The sequence below is a fragment of the Paramagnetospirillum magnetotacticum MS-1 genome, from assembly GCF_000829825.1.
GTDB classification, from domain to species: domain Bacteria; phylum Pseudomonadota; class Alphaproteobacteria; order Rhodospirillales; family Magnetospirillaceae; genus Phaeospirillum; species Phaeospirillum magnetotacticum.
The window spans coordinates 277,829-294,137 of record NZ_JXSL01000009.1; the positions used below are offsets into that span (position 1 = coordinate 277,829).

Genomic DNA, 16,309 nt, shown 5'->3' on the forward strand with positions numbered 1-16,309 from the left:
ATGGCCGGACGCAATTGGATCGGGGTGTCCCTGGCGGCTCTGCTTGTTGCCGGATGCTCGTCCGGCCTGCCGCCCGCCGCCCAGGTCGACCCCGCCCCGGTGCCCGGCGTCGCCCTGCCCTTCAACGCCCGCGTCATGATCTTCATGGGCGACAACGACCTGAAGCGCAAACTGTCCATCCAGATCAGCCGCTACCAGTCCGAGGAAACCAAGATCCTGGACGGCCGTATCCTGGCTGAAACCGCCCAGACCATGCTGGCCAAGGGCTTTAAGCAGGTGGAGATCAATGATCCCACCATCCGTCCCCACATCGTGGTCCGCCTCACCGGCCGCCCCGGCTGGGGCAAGCAAGATGGAGCACTGAAGATCGGCTGCGGCATCGACGCCTGGACCGCCGACGGCCAGCCGCTGGGCAATTTCGTGGCGCGCTGGGATTCGCCTATGAAGACGGACTACGCCAGCGATCTGGGGCCGGGCTATGCCCAGTGCCTGAAGAAGCCCCTCGACGAATTGCTGAGCTCTCCCACCCTGGCCCGTCTGGCCGGTCTGGGCTTCCGCGACCCTCATCCCAGGGCCGCTGAGGAATGGATGCGGGCCTTGGGGCCGATCCCCGCCTGGAAGTGACCCCATGATCGGAACGCGCCTCGACGCGATCCGGCTGGCGCCTCGACCCGAGGGAGCGCCCGGTCGGCACCGGTCCCTGGCCACCCGGTTGTCTCTTCTCCTGCGGCGTAATGGGCGGGTTCGCGCCGAAATCGGCATGGCGCTGCGAGACACCCCCAGGACGGCGGATCAGGTCCTGCGCTGGGGTCGGGGTTGGTGTAGGCGCCATGGGGCGAGCCTCTTCGTCCTCCTTGCCGGACCAAAGGTGGTCGGAATGATGACCAAGAAGGCCGACGGAACCGAGGTCATGACATTGCTTGCCCAGGGCAATCAGGTGAAGGGATCTCATCCTTCAAATTATTCGTCATCCCCGCGAAGGCGGGGATCCATGGCGGGGACACAAAGTGGCGTCAGGCCCAAAATCATGGCTGCGGCAGCATGGATCCCCGCCTTCGCGGGGATGACGGCCTTTTTTGTGGGAACATTTGCCTTCACCCGATTGCCCCGTTTGCTTGCCCTACCCCGCTTCTCGTCCTGACGGCCTCGCGCTATAATCGCTCCCGGAGGCACATGATGGCATCGGCCCGGACCCTGTTGACCGAGAAGCGCGACGAGATCCTGCGGCTGGCCGCCTTGGAAGCCCATGTCCTGAGCCTGCTGTCCGAGGAATGACCATTCCCCTCGCCCCCAGACCGGCGATCGTCATCGCCGGTCCCACCGCGTCGGGCAAATCCGGCCTTGCCCTGGCCATCGCCCGTGAGTTCGGCGGCGTGGTGATCAACGCCGATTCCATGCAGGTGACCGATGCCCTGCCGCTGCTCACCGCCCGGCCCTCCCCCGAGGACATGGTGCGGGCGCCGCACCGCCTCTACGCCGTCTTGCCGCCCTCGGAGCTGTGTTCGGCGGCGCGCTGGGCCCTGATGGCCACGGGCGAGATCCAGGCGGCCTGGAACGAGGGCAAGCTGCCCATCCTGACGGGCGGCACCGGGCTTTATCTCAAGGCGGTGATGGAAGGATTGTCTCCCATTCCAGACATACCCGAGTCCATCCGGGCGGAGGCCCGCGCCCTGCTGGCCGAGATGGGCAACGCGGCCTTTCACAACCGGCTGGCCAAGCATGATCCTCTGATGGCCGAACGCCTCGATTCCGGTAACTCCCAACGCCTGGCGCGGGCCTGGGAGGTGATCATGGCCACCGGACGTTCCCTGGCCGAGTGGCAGGACGAGCCCCGCCAAGGCGCCGTCGCCGCCCGCTGGTTCACCATGGTCCTCGATCCGCCCCGCCCCCGCCTCTACGCCCAGTGCGAGTCCCGCTTTCGCGCCATGGTGGCGGCGGGCGCCCTGGACGAAGTGCGGGCGTTCGAAGCCCTGGGTCTCGCCCATGACCTTCCCATCCAAAAAGCCTTGGGGCGGCGTGAACTGGCCGCCCATCTGGCGGGAGAGACCGGGCTGGACGCCGCCATCGCCGATGCCTGCCAGGCCACCCGCAATTACGCCAAGCGCCAGGGCACATGGTTCCGTCATCAGATGATGGCGTCCCTGACCGTGTCTGAGCAACTTTCGGAAAGTTTAATAGCCACAATCTTTCTGAAAATTCGCCAACACCTCTTGACCGCCCCGTGACATGCGGCTAGTTTGTGCCCCTCGCGCCGCAGTGCAGCAGCGCGTGCCCCTGCCATTCTTCCAGGAGACAGGGGAACAACGACATGAAGGATAAGGTGCTGAGATGGCGCATCACGATACGTTGACCGGAGCGGAAATCCTCCTCAAGGCCTTGGTCGACCAGGGCGTAGAGGTTATTTTCGGGTATCCCGGCGGCGCCGTACTGCCCATCTATGACGAGCTGTTCAAGCAGAACCGCCTGCGCCACGTCCTGGTCCGCCACGAGCAGGCCGCCGTGCACGCCGCCGAAGGGTACGCCCGCTCCACCGGCAAGGTGGGCTGTGTCCTGGTGACGTCTGGCCCCGGCGCCACCAATGCGGTCACCGGCCTGGCCGACGCCCAGTGTGATTCGGTGCCGCTGGTTTGCCTGACGGGTCAGGTTCCCACCCATCTGATCGGCAACGACGCCTTCCAGGAAGCCGACATCACCGGCATCACCCGGCCTTGCACCAAGCACAATTATCTGGTCAAGGACGTCAACGAGCTGGCGCGCACCGTGCACGAGGCCTTCCATGTGGCCCGTTCGGGCCGCCCCGGCCCGGTGCTGATCGACCTGCCCAAGGACGTGGTCCAGGCCAAGGGCGAGTACCAGCCGCCGTCCAAGCTGAAGTCCAAGTACAAGCCCCAGGTCAAGGGCGATCTGAAGGCCATCGAGAAGGCGGTCGAGATGATCGCCCATGCCAAGCGCCCCATCTTTTATGTGGGCGGCGGCGTGGTCAATTCCGGCCCGGCGGCCTGTCAGCTGCTGACCCAGTTCGTGCGCATGACCGGCTATCCCTGCACGCTGACCCTGATGGGTCTGGGCGCCTTCCCCGGTTCGGACCCGCTGTTCCTCGGCATGCTGGGCATGCACGGCACGGTCGAGGCCAACATGGCCATGCACGACTGCGATCTGATGATCAATATCGGCGCCCGCTTCGACGACCGCGTCACCGGCAAGCTGGAAGGCTTTTCGCCTAAGTCGAAGAAGATCCACGTCGATATCGATCCCAGCTCCATCAACAAGAACGTGGCGGTCGACCTGCCCATCGTCGGCGATTGCGCCCATGTTCTCGAAGACATGATCAAGGTGTGGAAGGCCAAGCAGGCCCGCGTCGATGACAAGGCGCTGAAGGCTTGGTGGGCCAAGATCAACCAGTGGCGGGGCACCGACTGCCTGTCCTTCGAGAATTCCAACAAGATCATCAAGCCGCAATACGCCATCCAGCGGCTCTACGAGATGACCCGTCATCGCAATCCCTATTTCTGCACCGAGGTGGGGCAGCATCAGATGTGGGCGGCGCAGCATCTGCGCTTTGACCTGCCGCTGCACTGGCTGACCTCGGGCGGGCTGGGCACCATGGGCTATGGCCTGCCGTCCGCCATGGGCGTGCAGATGGCGCATCCCGACGCGCTGGTCATCAACATCGCTGGCGAAGCCTCCATCCAGATGAACATCCAGGAGATGGCCACCCTGGTGCAGCACCGTCTGCCGGTGAAGATCGTCATCCTCAACAACCAGTATCTCGGCATGGTCCGCCAGTGGCAGGAACTGATCCATGGCGGCCGCTATTCCGAAAGCCACATGATCCACCACCCCGACTTCGTCAAGCTGGCCGAGGCCTTCGGCGCCGTCGGCCTGCGCGCCGAAAATCCCGGTGAGGTGGATGGCGCCATCAAGGAAATGATCGCCGTCGACCGCCCGGTGATCCTGGAAATGCGCACCGACGCCTCGGAAAACGTGTTCCCCATGATCATGCCCGGCATGGCCCATAATGAAATGGTTCTGGGGCCGGAGGATAAGGGTCGCGACAAGCCGGGCTCGGAACAAGATGGCATGGTTCTGGTGTAAGGGGGAATGCAAGTGACCATCGCTCAGCAGGAAATCAACCGCCACACCATCGCCGTCCTGGTGGACAACGAATCCGGCGTGCTGGCCCGTGTCGTCGGCCTGTTCTCGGGACGCGGCTACAACATTGAAAGCCTGACCGTGGCCGAGGTTGATGCCAGCGAAAAGCTGTCGCGCATCACCATCGTGACCAGCGGCACCGCCATGATCATCGAGCAGATCAAGAATCAGCTCCGCCGCCTGGTGCCGGTCTACAAGGTGCACGACCTGACCATCGAAGGTCCCCATGTGTCGCGCGAACTGGCCCTGGTTAAGGTGGCCGCCACCGGCGACAAGCGGGTGGAATCGTTGCGCATCGCCGACATTTTCCGGGCGCGCGCCATCGATTCCACCAATGAAAGCTTCGTCTTCGAAGTGGTGGGCGCCACCGACAAGGTGGACGCCTTCATCAAGCTGATGGAGCCCCTGGGTCTGGCCGACGTTTCGCGCACCGGCGTCGTCGCCATTGCGCGCGGACCGAATCCGATTTAGAAAGCCCGCCAGAATTTGCGCGGACCTGTATCCGCCTGTCGAAAGGAACCTCTCATGCGCGTTTATTACGATCGGGATGCCGACGTTAATCTGATCAAGGGCAAGAAGGTCGTGGTGGTGGGCTACGGCTCCCAGGGCCATGCCCATGCCCTGAACCTGCGGGATTCCGGCGTCAAGGACGTGGCCGTCGCTTTGCGCGCCGGTTCCGCCACCGCCAAGAAGGCCGAGGCCGAGGGCCTCAAGGTCATGACCCCCGCCGATGCCGCCAAGTGGGGCGACGTGGTGATGATCCTCACCCCCGACGAGCTGCAGGCCGATCTCTACTATCAGGACCTGGCGGGCAACATGAAGCAGGGCGCCGCCCTGGTCTTCGCCCATGGCCTGAACATCCACTTCAAGCTGATCGAAGCCCGCGCCGATCTCGACGTGTTCATGGTCGCCCCCAAGGGCCCCGGCCATACCGTGCGCGGCGAATACCTGAAGGGCGGCGGTGTGCCCTGTCTGGTGGCCGTGGCTCAGAACGCCTCGGGCAATGCGCTGGAGATCGCCCTGTCCTACGCGTCCGCCATCGGCGGCGGCCGTTCGGGCATCATCGAGACCACCTTCCGCGAGGAATGCGAGACCGACCTGTTCGGCGAGCAGGTGGTCCTGTGCGGTGGCCTGACCAAGCTGATCCAGTACGGCTTCGAAACCCTGGTCGAGGCGGGCTATGCCCCCGAGATGGCCTATTTCGAGTGCCTGCACGAAGTGAAGCTGATCGTCGACCTCATCTATGAGGGCGGCATCGCCAATATGCGCTACTCCATCTCCAACACCGCGGAATACGGCGACTACGTCACCGGCCCGCGCATCATCACCAACGAGACCAAGGCCGAGATGAAGCGCGTCCTGGAAGACATCCAGGCCGGTCGCTTCGTCCGCGACTGGATGCTGGAATGCAAGGCCGGTCAGCCCTCCTTCAAGGCGACCCGTCGTATCCAGGCCGAACACGGCATCGAAGTGGTCGGCGAGAAGCTGCGCGCCATGATGCCCTGGATCGCCAAGAACAAGCTGGTGGACAAGGCCAAGAACTAAGGCCCGCGCCTCAAGCGTTCGAGAAAGCCCCGACGGAACACCGCCGGGGCTTTTTTCTTTGGGCGGCGGCGGCCCGCCCCCCCCCTAACGCGCAAACCGCCCGAACAGATCCTCCATGAAGGCGGCGAAGGCGGCCGGTGACGCGTCCGCATCCAGACCGGCGGCCTTGGCCCGGCCGATGAGGGCCAGGATCAGCAACAATTCCCCCTTGCGGCCGAACATCTTTTCATAGACGGCAGGCGGCAGCAGCAAGGCTGACTTGGCCAGCATGGCGGTCATCTGCTCCGGGTTAAGGCCGTAATCCACCGCCAGACGGCGCACCGTGCCCGATCCCGTCCCAGCCAGGGCGCGGGCGGCGCGGCGCAGTTCCTCGCGCCCCGGATGGCCCAGGGCGGCCTTGAGCGCGGGCGTGGTGAGCAGCGGCACCACGGTTTCCATACGGATCAGGCGTCCGTCATCGGACAAGACCTGACTGAGCCGCGAGCGGCCATCGCGCGTAAGGCCAGCGCCGGGCAGGGCGGCTGCCCCCTGGACGGGCTCGGCCACCGGCTCGGGCTCGGGCTCGGGCACCGGATCTGACCCGGGAGGCTGGGAAACGGGTTCCACTTTCCACTGGGCGGGCATCGCCCGCGCATCGGCACCGCCATCCAGCCAAGCGCCAAGATCCGCCGCGTCGCGGAAGTCCAGAATGCGCGAGCCCAAAGCCCGGACTTCGGGTGGCGTCATGCGGGCGTATTGCGCAATGATCGGCACCTGCCAGTCGTGCAGCAAATAGCGGCGGATGGCATCGTAGAGATGATCGCCGCGACCTTTATTCTTGCGGCCTCGGCTTTCCTCCACCCGTTCGCCCATCCAGGTGAGCATGCCGCCCCAGCCCACGCCTTCCGGGCTGCGCAAACGCTGGGCGCGGCCGGGCGGGAAGCCGTCCAGGCGGGCGCGGAAGTGCCGCTTGGCGGCGGAGCGCACGATCATGGCGACGATCTGGTTGACGGTCCGGCCGCAGACCAGCGGCGTATTGTCGTTCTCCACCGGCTTGTTCCGGCTGTCGAGCAAGAGAGGGCGGAAATCGGCGCGATGGGTGCGAAACGCGATGAAGCAGCGGTGCAGCAGGTCGCAGTCGCGCAACGTCGTCTCCAATTCGCGGCCTTTGGGCGCCCAGGCCAGATCGGGGACCAGTTCCGCCAGCTTGGCCATGACCGGTCCGGACAGAGTCCGGCCGACGGCCTCGCGGGCCCTGGCGGCGGCAATGGACTGTTTCGAGGTGGCACGCATGTGTTCCAGGCTCCGCATTCATCGCTTTATTCATCCATCCCGACCTAAAGTTAGTGGTTTTTTCTGAAGGTGACTGTGAGACCGCGCACATAATTTTCCGCTTTGCCACCAGAGGGCTAAGCGCCAGCCTGGAACGAATCGCAAGACCAGCGCGCCCATGGCCGCGCCCTTGCCGCACCAGATGAATGCGCGGCGCAGAATCCTTTGCCTTCGCACGATTACGACACACGATGGCTGTTGACTTTGCACCGCGAAATGGCCTTCCTATAGGCGCGGTGAAACGGGTTTCACGATGATGTTTCACCGGCCGCTTCCGGCGGGCCGTGCTCGCCTTCTTATTCCGTCTTGCGCCTTCAGGCGGCGCGTCAGAGTTCAAGAGCGAGTACATGGACAAGAACCGCGTCATCATCTTCGACACCACGCTGCGCGACGGCGAGCAATCGCCCGGCGCCTCCATGAATCTGGAGGAGAAGGTCCGCATTGCGCTGGCACTGGAAGAGATGGGCGTCGATGTGATCGAGGCGGGCTTTCCCATTGCGTCCAACGGCGATTTCGAGGCCGTGGAGGCCGTGGCCAGGGCGGTGAAGACTTCGGTGATCTGTGGCCTGGCCCGCGCCACCAAGGGCGATATCGAGCGCTGCGCCGAAGCCGTCAAACCGGCGGGGCGGGGCCGCATCCATACCTTCTTGTCCACCAGCCCGCTGCACATGAAATACAAGCTGCAGATGGAGCCGGAAAAGGTCCTGGAGAAGATCTCCGAATCGGTGGCCTATGCCCGCAACCTGACCGACGACGTGGAATGGTCGGCCGAGGACGGCTCGCGCACCGAACACGACTTCCTGTGCACCTGTGTCGAGGCCGCCATCAAGGCCGGGGCGCGCACCATCAATATCCCCGACACGGTGGGCTATGCCATCCCGGATGAATATGCGGCCCTGATCGCTATGCTGTTCAACCGCGTGCCCAATATCGACAAGGCGATCATCTCGGTCCATTGCCACAACGATCTCGGCCTCGCCGTGGCCAATTCCCTGGCCGCCGTGGGCAAGGGCGCGCGGCAGATCGAATGCACCATCAACGGCTTGGGCGAACGCGCTGGCAATGCCGCCATGGAAGAGATCGTCATGGCGCTGCGCACGCGCCCCGACCTCCTGCCCTACAAGTCGGGCGTTAAGACCGAGAACATCACGCGGGCGTCGCGGCTGGTGTCCACCATCACCGGCTTCGTGGTGCAGCCCAACAAGGCCATCGTCGGCAAGAACGCCTTCGCCCATGAATCGGGCATCCACCAGGACGGCGTCCTTAAGCACGCCCAGACCTACGAGATCATGACCCCGGAATCCGTGGGTCTGAACCGTTCGTCCCTGGTGATGGGCAAGCATTCGGGCCGCGCCGCCTTCAAGGCCAAGCTGAAGGATCTGGGTTACGAACTGGGCGACAACGCCGTCGAGGACGCCTTTACCCGCTTCAAGGACCTGGCCGACCGCAAGAAGGACGTGTTCGACGAGGATATCGTCGCCCTGGTCGATGACGCCGTGGTGCGCGGCAACGACCGGCTCAAGCTGGTCTCGCTGGAAGTGCTGTGCGGCACCAAGCACCAGCCGCCCTCGGCCGAACTGGAGCTTTCGGTGGACGGCGTGGTGAAAAGCGTGCGCGCTACGGGTGACGGCCCGGTGGACGCCACCTTCAACGCCATCAAGGCGCTGTTCCCCCATGAGGTCAAGCTGCAGCTCTATCAGGTGAGCGCGGTAACCCAGGGCACCGACGCCCAGGCCGAGGTGACCGTGCGCCTGGAAGAGGACGGCAAAAGCGTCAACGGCCAGGGCGCCGAAACCGATACTTTGGTGGCCTCGGCGCGGGCCTATGTCAACGCGTTGAACAAACTTCTGGTCAAACGGCAAAAAACCGCCCCCGATGCCGCCGGAGCGTGATATAGCACGCGCGCGGACAGGGGTTTTCTTCAAGACGCATCGTACCTTGAGCGAGGGATTATGTTTTCGAAACTGACGGGTTGGATGTCTGCCGACATGGCGATCGATCTCGGGACCGCCAATACGCTGGTCTACGTGAAAGGTCGCGGTATCGTTCTCAACGAGCCGTCGGTGGTCGCCATCGCGGAAGAAAAGGGCAAGAAGAAAGTCCTCGCCGTGGGTGACGAGGCCAAGATGATGCTGGGCCGCACGCCCGGCTATATCCAGGCCATCCGCCCCCTTCGTGACGGCGTCATCGCCGATTTCGAAGTGGCCGAGGAGATGATCAAGCACTTCATCCGCAAGGTGCACAACCGCCGCTCCTTCGCCAGTCCGCTGGTCATCGTCTGCGTGCCGTCGGGCTCCACCGCCGTTGAGCGCCGCGCCATTCAGGAATCGGCGGAAAGCGCTGGCGCACGCCGCGTCTTCCTGATCGAGGAACCCATGGCGGCTGCCATCGGCGCCGGACTGCCCGTCACCGAGCCCACCGGCTCCATGGTGGTCGATATCGGTGGCGGCACCACCGAGGTGGCCGTTCTCTCGCTGGGCGGCATCGTCTATTCCCGCTCGGTGCGCGTCGGCGGCGACAAGATGGACGAGGCGATCATCGCCTATATCCGCCGCAACCATAATCTTCTGGTGGGCGAAGGCTCGGCCGAGCGCATCAAGAAGGAAATCGGCTCCGCCTGCCCCCCTGAGGACGGCGAAGGCCGCACCATGGAGATCAAGGGCCGCGACCTGATGAACGGCGTGCCCAAGGAACTGATCATCTCCGAGCGTCAGATCGCCGAATCCCTGGCCGAACCGGTGGGCGCCATCATCGAGGCGGTCAAGGTCGCCCTGGAACACACCGCCCCCGAACTGGCCGCCGACATCGTCGACAAGGGCATCGTTCTGACCGGCGGCGGCGCTTTGCTGTCCAATCTGGACTATGTGCTGCGCCACGCCACCGGCCTGCCGGTCTCCATCGCCGACGACCCGCTGTCTTGCGTGGCGCTCGGCACCGGCCGCGCCCTGGAAGAGATGCCCAAGCTGAAGAACGTGCTGACCAGCATGTACTAGAGCTTGAGGGTCGGACCTCGAACCGTCAGCCCGGAAGCGCATGCCGCCATCCGGGCTGACGCCGTTTTGAGTCCCAGGAAATCTTGGATTCGGCCCGCCTTAAATAGTGGTTTTGCCGCCACTAGATATAGTAGTATCGACCCGATGCTTTCCCGTTGTGCCGGGGACGCACGGCGGAACGGAGGGGTTAGGTGAAGCAGTCGGGTGCGGCAGGTCGGCTCGCCACGTTGAGGCTGCTCGTCCAGCGCTTTGCCTTTTTATCCCTGATTGTCGCCTCGGTCACCCTGATGATCCTGGGAAAGGCCGATATCGTGCTGATCGAGCGCACCCGCGCCCTGGTGGCCGACGCCATCGCGCCGCTGCTCGACGCCATGGCGCGCCCGGCCTCCACCATCGCCCAGATCACCGAGAACTTCCACGAACTGGCCAATCTGCGCACCGAGAACGCCCGCCTCAAGGAAGAGAACGCCAAGCTGATGCACTGGCAGACCGTGGCGCGCCGCCTGGAGGCCGAGAATACGGTTCTGCATGACCAGCTGAACTTCATCCCCGACCCCGACCCCGCCTTCGTCACCGCCAGGGTGATCGGCGATATGGGCTCGGCCTTCGGCCAAAGCATGCTGCTGGGCGCTGGCGCCAAGGACGGCGTGCGCAAAGGCCAGACCGTGCTGACCGGCGAGGCGCTGGCCGGGCATGTGGCCGAGGTCGGCGCCCGCTCGTCCAGGCTGCTGCTGATCACCGACATCAACGCCCGCACGCCCGTCATGCTGGAAGCCACCCGCACGCGGGCCATTCTCACCGGCGACAACAGCCAGCGGCCACGGCTGAACTACATCACCGGCAGCCCCGCCATCTCGGTGGGCGACCGGGTGGTCACCGCCGCGTCGGGCGGCGCCTTCCCGCCCGGCATTCCGGTGGGTGTGGTGTCCTCGGTGACGGACGGCATCGTCCGGGTGGAACCCTTCGTCCAGCGCCATCGCCTGGAATTCGTCTCCGTCGTCGATTTCGGCCTGGGCGGCATCCTGCCCTTCGAGAGGCCGCCGCCGCCGGAGCGCCGCCGCCGCGGGAGGGAGGAGTGAAATCCTCCGTCTGGGTGAAGATGGATACCTGGGTCCGCCATCTGGTCCCCTTCGGCATCACCGTGTTCCTGTTGTTGCTGACCGCTGTTCCCACCCATATCCCTGGCTTTTCCGGCATCGCCCCCATGCTGCCGCTGATGGGGGTCTACTACTGGGCCATTTACCGCCCTGACCTGCTGCCCGCCTGGCTGGCCTTCGTCATCGGCCTGCTTTACGACATCGTCGCGGGCACGCCTTTGGGAGTGAACGCCCTGGTCATGCTGCTGGTCCAGGGCACTGCCGCCTCCCAGCGCAAGTTCTTCCTGGGCAAGTCCTTCGCCGTCACCTGGTGGGCCTTCAGCCTGCTGACCGCGGGCGCCATCGGCATGGCCTGGGTGCTGCTGTCCTTCGTCAAGGGACGGCCGCTCGACATCGCGCCGGTGATGTTCGAATACCTGATGACCCTGGCCCTGTTCCCGCTGCTGACCTGGATGCTGGCCAGAACCCAGCTAGCCTTCCTGCGCGACGTGTAGGAGGGGCCGGACCATGTATCACGACAACGACCGCTCCAAACTGTTCTCCCGCCGGGCCATGATGCTGGCAGGCGGCAAGGCGACCCTGATGGGGGCCCTGGCGGCGCGCATGTATTATCTCCAGGTCATGGAGGCGGACAAATACGCCGTCCAGGCCGAAGACAACCGCATCAGCACCCGCCTGCTGGCCCCGCCGCGCGGCCTGATCCTCGACCGCAACGGCATCGCCATGGCGGTCAACCAGCACAATTACCGCGTCATGGTGGTGCCGGAACAGACTCCGTCCCTGGACTACACCTTGGATGCGCTGACCAAGATCATCGCCATTGGCGACGGCGACCGCGCCCGCATTCACAAGGAGGTGCGCCGACGGCGCAGTTTCGTGCCGTTAAGCGTGCGCGAGAATCTGACCTGGGAGGAAGTGGCGCGCGTCGAAGTCAACGCCGCCGACCTGCCCGGCGTGATCATCGATGTGGGCCAAAGCCGCTATTACCCGCTGGAATCCCTGGGCGCCCATATCCTGGGCTATGTCTCGGCGGTGTCCGAGAACGAATTGTCCGGCGACCCGCTGGAAGAACTTCCCGGCTTTCGCATCGGCAAGGGCGGCGTCGAGCGCATCTACGACATGGCGCTTCGGGGCCGTCATGGCACCTCGTCGCTGGAAGTCAACTCGGTGGGCCGCGTCATCCGGGAATTGGAGCGCAAGGAGGGCGAACCGGGCCTCGACCTCAACCTGACGCTGGACATGAAGCTGCAGGAATACGCCGCCCAGCGCCTGGGCGATGAAAGCGCTGCCGTGGTGGTGATGGACATCCATACCGGCGACGTGCTGGTCATGGCCTCGACGCCCAGCTTCGATCCCAATTCCTTCAACCGCGGCCTGTCCAACGAGGAATGGAAGGACCTGTCCACCAATCCCCGCTCGCCGCTGACCAACAAGGCTATCGGCGGCACCTTCGCGCCCGGATCCACCTTCAAGCTGGTGACCGCCCTGGCCGCGCTGGAGGCCCGCGACATCACGCCCGAGATGAGGGTGTTCTGCTCGGGCCATACCCAGTTGGGAAGCATCAAGTTCCACTGCTGGAAAAAGGAAGGCCACGGCGCCCAGGATCTGGTCAACGGCATCAAGAATTCCTGCGACGTCTACTTCTACGAGGTGGCGCGGCGCGTGGGCTTCGAGAAGATCGCCGAAATGGCCAAGAAGTTCGGCATGGGCGCGCCCACCGGCATCGACCTGCCGGGAGAGAAGTCGGGCATCATTCCCAACAAGGCCTGGAAGAAAGCGGCCCTGAAGCAGCCCTGGCATCCGGGCGAGACCCTGATCAACGCCATCGGCCAGGGCTATGTCACCGCCACCGCCATGCAGCTTGCCACCATGACGGCGCGCCTGGCCAATGGCGGATTCGCCGTGATCCCCCATGTGGCCCGCGACCAGATTTCCGAGAAATCAGCCAAAAGCCGCTCCAATCCCACATGGCCCAGCCTGGATGTGTCGCGCCAGTCCCTGGCCCTGGTCAGGAAGGGCATGTTCGCCGTCTCTAACGAGCCGGGCGGCACCGCTTATCGCGCCCGCATCACCCAGGACGGCATGTGGCTGTCGGGCAAGACCGGCTCGGCCCAGGTGCGCCGCATCACCATGCGCGAGCGCGAGACGGGCGTGAAGAAGAACGACCAATTGCCCTGGAAGGAGCGTGACCACGCTCTGTTCGTGGCCTATGCCCCCGAGGAGAATCCCCGCTATTCCATCGCCGTCATCGTCGAGCATGGCGGCGGCGGTTCGGCGGTGGCCGCGCCCATCGCCCGCGACATCATGATCGAGGTACAAAAGCGCGACATGGCCCGCGTCGCCGCCGATTCTGCCGGTGCGCCCGCCTCACCCGATCTGAGGCGGTTTTAGATGCTGAGACCGCTGCCGCGCACGCCGTCGCGCCTCAACCGCACCGAAATGTCCTTTCGCGACAAGATCTGGCAGATCAACTGGTCGCTGATCACCGTCTTGACCGCCATCGCCGGAGTGGGTTTCGCCACGCTGTACTCGGCGGCGCAAGGCTCCATGGAGCCCTGGGCCTTCAAGCAGATGATCCGCTTCGCCATCGGCATCGGGCTGATGATCTCCGTGGCCATGGTGGATTTGCGGTTCTGGATGCGCCACGCCTATACGCTTTACGCCATTGCCTTCATTCTCCTGGTGCTGGTGGAGTTGAAGGGCACAATCGGCATGGGGGCGCAACGCTGGATCGATCTGGGCTTCATTCAGTTGCAGCCCTCCGAGATCATGAAAATCGCCCTGATCCTGTCCCTGGCCCGCTATTTCCACGGCGCCGGACAGCAGGAAATCGGCCGCCCCATCTTCCTCATTCCGCCGCTGATCATGGTCTTTGCCCCGGCCATCCTGGTGCTGAAGCAACCCGATCTGGGCACCGCCATGATGCTGGTGATGAGTTCGGGCGCCCTGTTCTTCATGGCTGGCGTACGTATGTGGAAATTCGTCGTGGTCATCGCCGGTGGCATGGGCGCCGTTCCGGTGGCCTGGCAGTTCCTGCGCGAATATCAAAGAAAGCGCGTCCTGATCTTCCTGAACCCCGAGGATGACCCCTTGGGCGCCGGATATCACATCACCCAGTCCAAGATCGCGTTGGGATCGGGCGGGCTGTTCGGCAAGGGCTATATGATGGGGACGCAAAGCCGCCTCAATTTCCTGCCCGAGAAGCAGACCGACTTCATCTTCACCATGTTCGCCGAGGAATGGGGCATGATGGGCGGCCTGGTGCTGCTCGGCCTTTACGCCCTGCTTCTGGCCTATGGCTATGCCATCGCCATCCGCTGCCGCTCGCAGTTCGGCCGCCTGGTGGCGCACGGCATCGCCACCACCTTCTTCCTGTATTTCTTCATCAATACGGCCATGGTGATGGGATTGGTGCCTGTGGTCGGCGTCCCCCTGCCGCTGATTTCCTATGGCGGCACCGCCATGCTTTCGCTGCTTGTAGGCTGGGGACTGGTGATGAGCGCTTATATCCACCGCGACACCCCCATCTCGCGCCGCGGCATGGGTGACGACTAGACCGCCCGCCCTTTCAGCGGTCACCTCCGGTCGCTCCGAACCAAGGCCGTTGCCTGCGCGTTTTGGCGTCAAGAGGGGTTGCCTCATATCGGGGCATCTGGCAATTTCTGGCAACGGGATCGCCAGCGGGCTTGCATATCGCCCACAGCCCCCGTACCTTCTGCGCCTCGGCGCGGGTGTAGCTCAATGGTAGAGCAGAAGCTTCCCAAGCTTACGACGAGGGTTCGATTCCCTTCACCCGCTCCAATTTCCCTCAGCGCACCCATAGTAACCCTATGATTCCAAACGGTTTCGTCAAGATTCCGTCTGGAGGGGTAGACCATGCGGGTGACCAAAGCGGCACCATTTATCTTCAGCAAGCGCGGCATCTTCTATTTCACGCGGCGCATCCCAAGTGATCTGGCGGGGCACTATAGATGCTCGCGGATCACCCTTTCCCTTCGCACACGATCCCTGAGGGCAGCTCAAGCCCGTGCCGCAGCACTTGCTGGCAAGCTCGATCAGGATTGGCTGTCGCTCCGATGGCAGAGCAAGGACGATCAGTTCTCTCGATTCCTGTCTGACCGTGTTGCCGCAGCTCGGCTACTCTCAAGTGCCCCAACGTTGTCGGAAGCTGCCGCTCTCTATATCGGGGCGAAGAAGAAGGGACGCCCCAAGACATTCCGGCAAGGCGTGGATCGCGTCGTATCGCAGATGATTGCCGTAGCTGGTGACAAGCCAATCGACACATTCAGCCGCGAGGAGGCCAACGCACTTCGAAATTCCCTTCGTGAGAAGGGCCTGAGCACGCCCTCGATCAAGCGAGCATTCAGCGTGGTTCGGGCTCTCATCAATTTCGTGTCGCGGGAGCTTGGCTTGGATGAGATCAGAACTTTTTCGTCCATCTACTTCGGCGAAGAGAATGACGATCCGAGGGCCAAACGCTCATCGTTTGGGAGCGCCGAACTACAGGCCATTCAGGCTGCGTGTCGGAACCTTGATGATGAGCCGAGATGGTTGATCGGTCTGATCAGCGACAGTGGGATGCGATTGGCGGAGGCCACTGGCCTGACCAAGGACGATGTCGTTCTCGATGGTGAATTCCCTCACGTCAATCTTCGCCCCCATCCATGGCGTCCATTGAAGACCCAGAGCAGTTCTAGGATCGTCCCGTTGATCGGTCTGTCGTTGTGGGCAGCCCAGAGGGCGGTCTCGGCTTCATCGAGTGCATTCCTCTTCCCCAAATACTGCAACGAGAATGAGTGCAAATCCAACTCTGCCAGTGCGGCTCTGAACAAGTGGATGTCGCCCAGGGTCCCCAAGGGCTGCGTAGTTCATTCCTTCCGGCACAGCCTACGTGATCGACTGCGAGCCGTTGAGTGCCCGAGGGATATCGTTGATCGGCTTGGCGGCTGGACGTTGGAAGGAATCGGCGAGACCTACGGCAAGGGCTACCCAGTCCATGTCCTGCACAAGTGGATGGAAGCGATTGTCTGAACCTGGAGGTCTACCCCTCCAGACGGAATCTTGACGAAACCGTTTGGAATCATAGGGTTACTATGGGTGCGCTGAGGGAAATTGGAGCGGGTGAAGACCGATGATCGAGGTCATTTCCCACCACAGGCACCCTCTAGGCCCATGATTCCAACGATTTCAAGAGTCTAGGTATATCCAGGT

General features: G+C 63.7%; 14 protein-coding genes and 1 tRNA gene. 14 read left to right on the forward strand and 1 reads right to left on the reverse strand.

Annotation, left to right across the window (positions count from 1 at the left end; all coding sequences use genetic code 11):
• The 6 genes from CCC_RS01475 (at position 1) to ilvC (ending at position 5,697) form a co-directional block, all read left to right on the forward strand.
• Positions 1-624 carry a hypothetical protein gene (locus CCC_RS01475; protein WP_009870180.1) on the forward strand — a complete coding sequence of 208 codons (624 nt, stop codon included), beginning with the start codon at positions 1-3 and terminating at the stop codon, positions 622-624.
• Between the two features lie 253 nt (positions 625-877).
• Positions 878-1,141, forward strand: coding sequence for a hypothetical protein (locus CCC_RS21985; RefSeq protein ID WP_152619667.1), 264 nt, complete (start codon positions 878-880; stop codon positions 1,139-1,141).
• A 130-nt stretch (positions 1,142-1,271) separates the two neighbouring features.
• On the forward strand, positions 1,272-2,225 hold the full coding sequence (gene miaA, locus CCC_RS01485; protein ID WP_009870179.1) for a tRNA (adenosine(37)-N6)-dimethylallyltransferase MiaA: 954 nt from the start codon (positions 1,272-1,274) through the stop codon (positions 2,223-2,225).
• 103 nt (positions 2,226-2,328) lie between these two features.
• Positions 2,329-4,095: an acetolactate synthase 3 large subunit gene (locus CCC_RS01490; RefSeq protein ID WP_041039314.1), complete on the forward strand. Its 1,767-nt coding sequence runs from the start codon at positions 2,329-2,331 to the stop codon at positions 4,093-4,095.
• Positions 4,096-4,101: 6 nt separating this feature from the next.
• Positions 4,102-4,623 (forward strand): acetolactate synthase small subunit, encoded by a 522-nt coding sequence (gene ilvN / locus CCC_RS01495; RefSeq protein WP_009870176.1) that lies wholly within the window; start codon positions 4,102-4,104, stop codon positions 4,621-4,623.
• A gap of 54 nt (positions 4,624-4,677) precedes the next feature.
• The gene (ilvC, locus tag CCC_RS01500; protein WP_009870175.1) at positions 4,678-5,697 is read left to right on the forward strand and encodes a ketol-acid reductoisomerase; all 1,020 of its coding nucleotides are present in this window, start codon (positions 4,678-4,680) and stop codon (positions 5,695-5,697) included.
• A gap of 84 nt (positions 5,698-5,781) precedes the next feature.
• Here ilvC and CCC_RS01505 read toward each other — a convergent pair whose 3' ends face one another.
• The gene (locus CCC_RS01505; protein ID WP_041039406.1) at positions 5,782-6,969 is read right to left on the reverse strand and encodes a hypothetical protein; all 1,188 of its coding nucleotides are present in this window, start codon (positions 6,967-6,969) and stop codon (positions 5,782-5,784) included.
• Between the two features lie 386 nt (positions 6,970-7,355).
• Here CCC_RS01505 and CCC_RS01510 point away from each other — a divergent pair, with 386 nt between their 5' ends.
• The 8 genes from CCC_RS01510 to CCC_RS01545 all read left to right on the forward strand — a co-directional run bounded on the left by CCC_RS01510 (position 7,356) and on the right by CCC_RS01545 (position 16,129).
• Entirely contained in the window at positions 7,356-8,900 is a 1,545-nt protein-coding gene (locus CCC_RS01510; protein ID WP_041039316.1) for a 2-isopropylmalate synthase, read from the forward strand.
• A gap of 60 nt (positions 8,901-8,960) precedes the next feature.
• On the forward strand, positions 8,961-10,001 hold the full coding sequence (locus CCC_RS01515) for a rod shape-determining protein (RefSeq protein WP_008618978.1): 1,041 nt from the start codon (positions 8,961-8,963) through the stop codon (positions 9,999-10,001).
• 191 nt (positions 10,002-10,192) lie between these two features.
• Entirely contained in the window at positions 10,193-11,080 is an 888-nt protein-coding gene (gene mreC, locus CCC_RS01520) for a rod shape-determining protein MreC (RefSeq protein WP_009870171.1), read from the forward strand.
• Complete coding sequence (mreD, locus tag CCC_RS01525; RefSeq protein WP_009870170.1) at positions 11,077-11,592, forward strand: rod shape-determining protein MreD; 516 nt, start codon at positions 11,077-11,079, stop codon at positions 11,590-11,592. The genes mreC and mreD overlap by 4 nt, the downstream gene beginning before the upstream one ends.
• 13 nt (positions 11,593-11,605) lie before the next feature.
• Positions 11,606-13,489 carry a penicillin-binding protein 2 gene (gene mrdA, locus CCC_RS01530; protein ID WP_041039320.1) on the forward strand — a complete coding sequence of 628 codons (1,884 nt, stop codon included), beginning with the start codon at positions 11,606-11,608 and terminating at the stop codon, positions 13,487-13,489.
• Positions 13,490-14,653, forward strand: a complete 1,164-nt coding sequence (gene rodA, locus CCC_RS01535) for a rod shape-determining protein RodA (protein WP_041039322.1) — start codon at positions 13,490-13,492, stop codon at positions 14,651-14,653.
• Between the two features lie 172 nt (positions 14,654-14,825).
• Positions 14,826-14,899 (forward strand) — tRNA-Gly (locus tag CCC_RS01540).
• A 75-nt stretch (positions 14,900-14,974) separates the two neighbouring features.
• Positions 14,975-16,129, forward strand: coding sequence for a DUF6538 domain-containing protein (locus CCC_RS01545; RefSeq protein WP_041039324.1), 1,155 nt, complete (start codon positions 14,975-14,977; stop codon positions 16,127-16,129).
• The last annotated feature ends 180 nt before the right edge of the window (positions 16,130-16,309 follow it).

What these genes read in the sequence shown, in the direction of transcription:
- CCC_RS01490 (WP_041039314.1), top strand. Translation starts at nt 2,329, where the DNA reads ATGGCGCATCACGATACGTTGACCGGAGCGGAAATCCTCCTCAAGGCC.
- miaA (WP_009870179.1), top strand. Translation starts at nt 1,272, where the DNA reads ATGACCATTCCCCTCGCCCCCAGACCGGCGATCGTCATCGCCGGTCCC.
- mrdA (WP_041039320.1), top strand. Translation starts at nt 11,606, where the DNA reads ATGTATCACGACAACGACCGCTCCAAACTGTTCTCCCGCCGGGCCATG.
- CCC_RS21985 (WP_152619667.1), top strand. Translation starts at nt 878, where the DNA reads ATGATGACCAAGAAGGCCGACGGAACCGAGGTCATGACATTGCTTGCC.
- CCC_RS01475 (WP_009870180.1), top strand. Translation starts at nt 1, where the DNA reads ATGGCCGGACGCAATTGGATCGGGGTGTCCCTGGCGGCTCTGCTTGTT.
- rodA (WP_041039322.1), top strand. Translation starts at nt 13,490, where the DNA reads ATGCTGAGACCGCTGCCGCGCACGCCGTCGCGCCTCAACCGCACCGAA.
- CCC_RS01545 (WP_041039324.1), top strand. Translation starts at nt 14,975, where the DNA reads ATGCGGGTGACCAAAGCGGCACCATTTATCTTCAGCAAGCGCGGCATC.
- ilvC (WP_009870175.1), top strand. Translation starts at nt 4,678, where the DNA reads ATGCGCGTTTATTACGATCGGGATGCCGACGTTAATCTGATCAAGGGC.
- CCC_RS01510 (WP_041039316.1), top strand. Translation starts at nt 7,356, where the DNA reads ATGGACAAGAACCGCGTCATCATCTTCGACACCACGCTGCGCGACGGC.
- CCC_RS01515 (WP_008618978.1), top strand. Translation starts at nt 8,961, where the DNA reads ATGTTTTCGAAACTGACGGGTTGGATGTCTGCCGACATGGCGATCGAT.
- CCC_RS01505 (WP_041039406.1), bottom strand. Translation starts at nt 6,969, where the DNA reads ATGCGTGCCACCTCGAAACAGTCCATTGCCGCCGCCAGGGCCCGCGAG.
- ilvN (WP_009870176.1), top strand. Translation starts at nt 4,102, where the DNA reads ATGCAAGTGACCATCGCTCAGCAGGAAATCAACCGCCACACCATCGCC.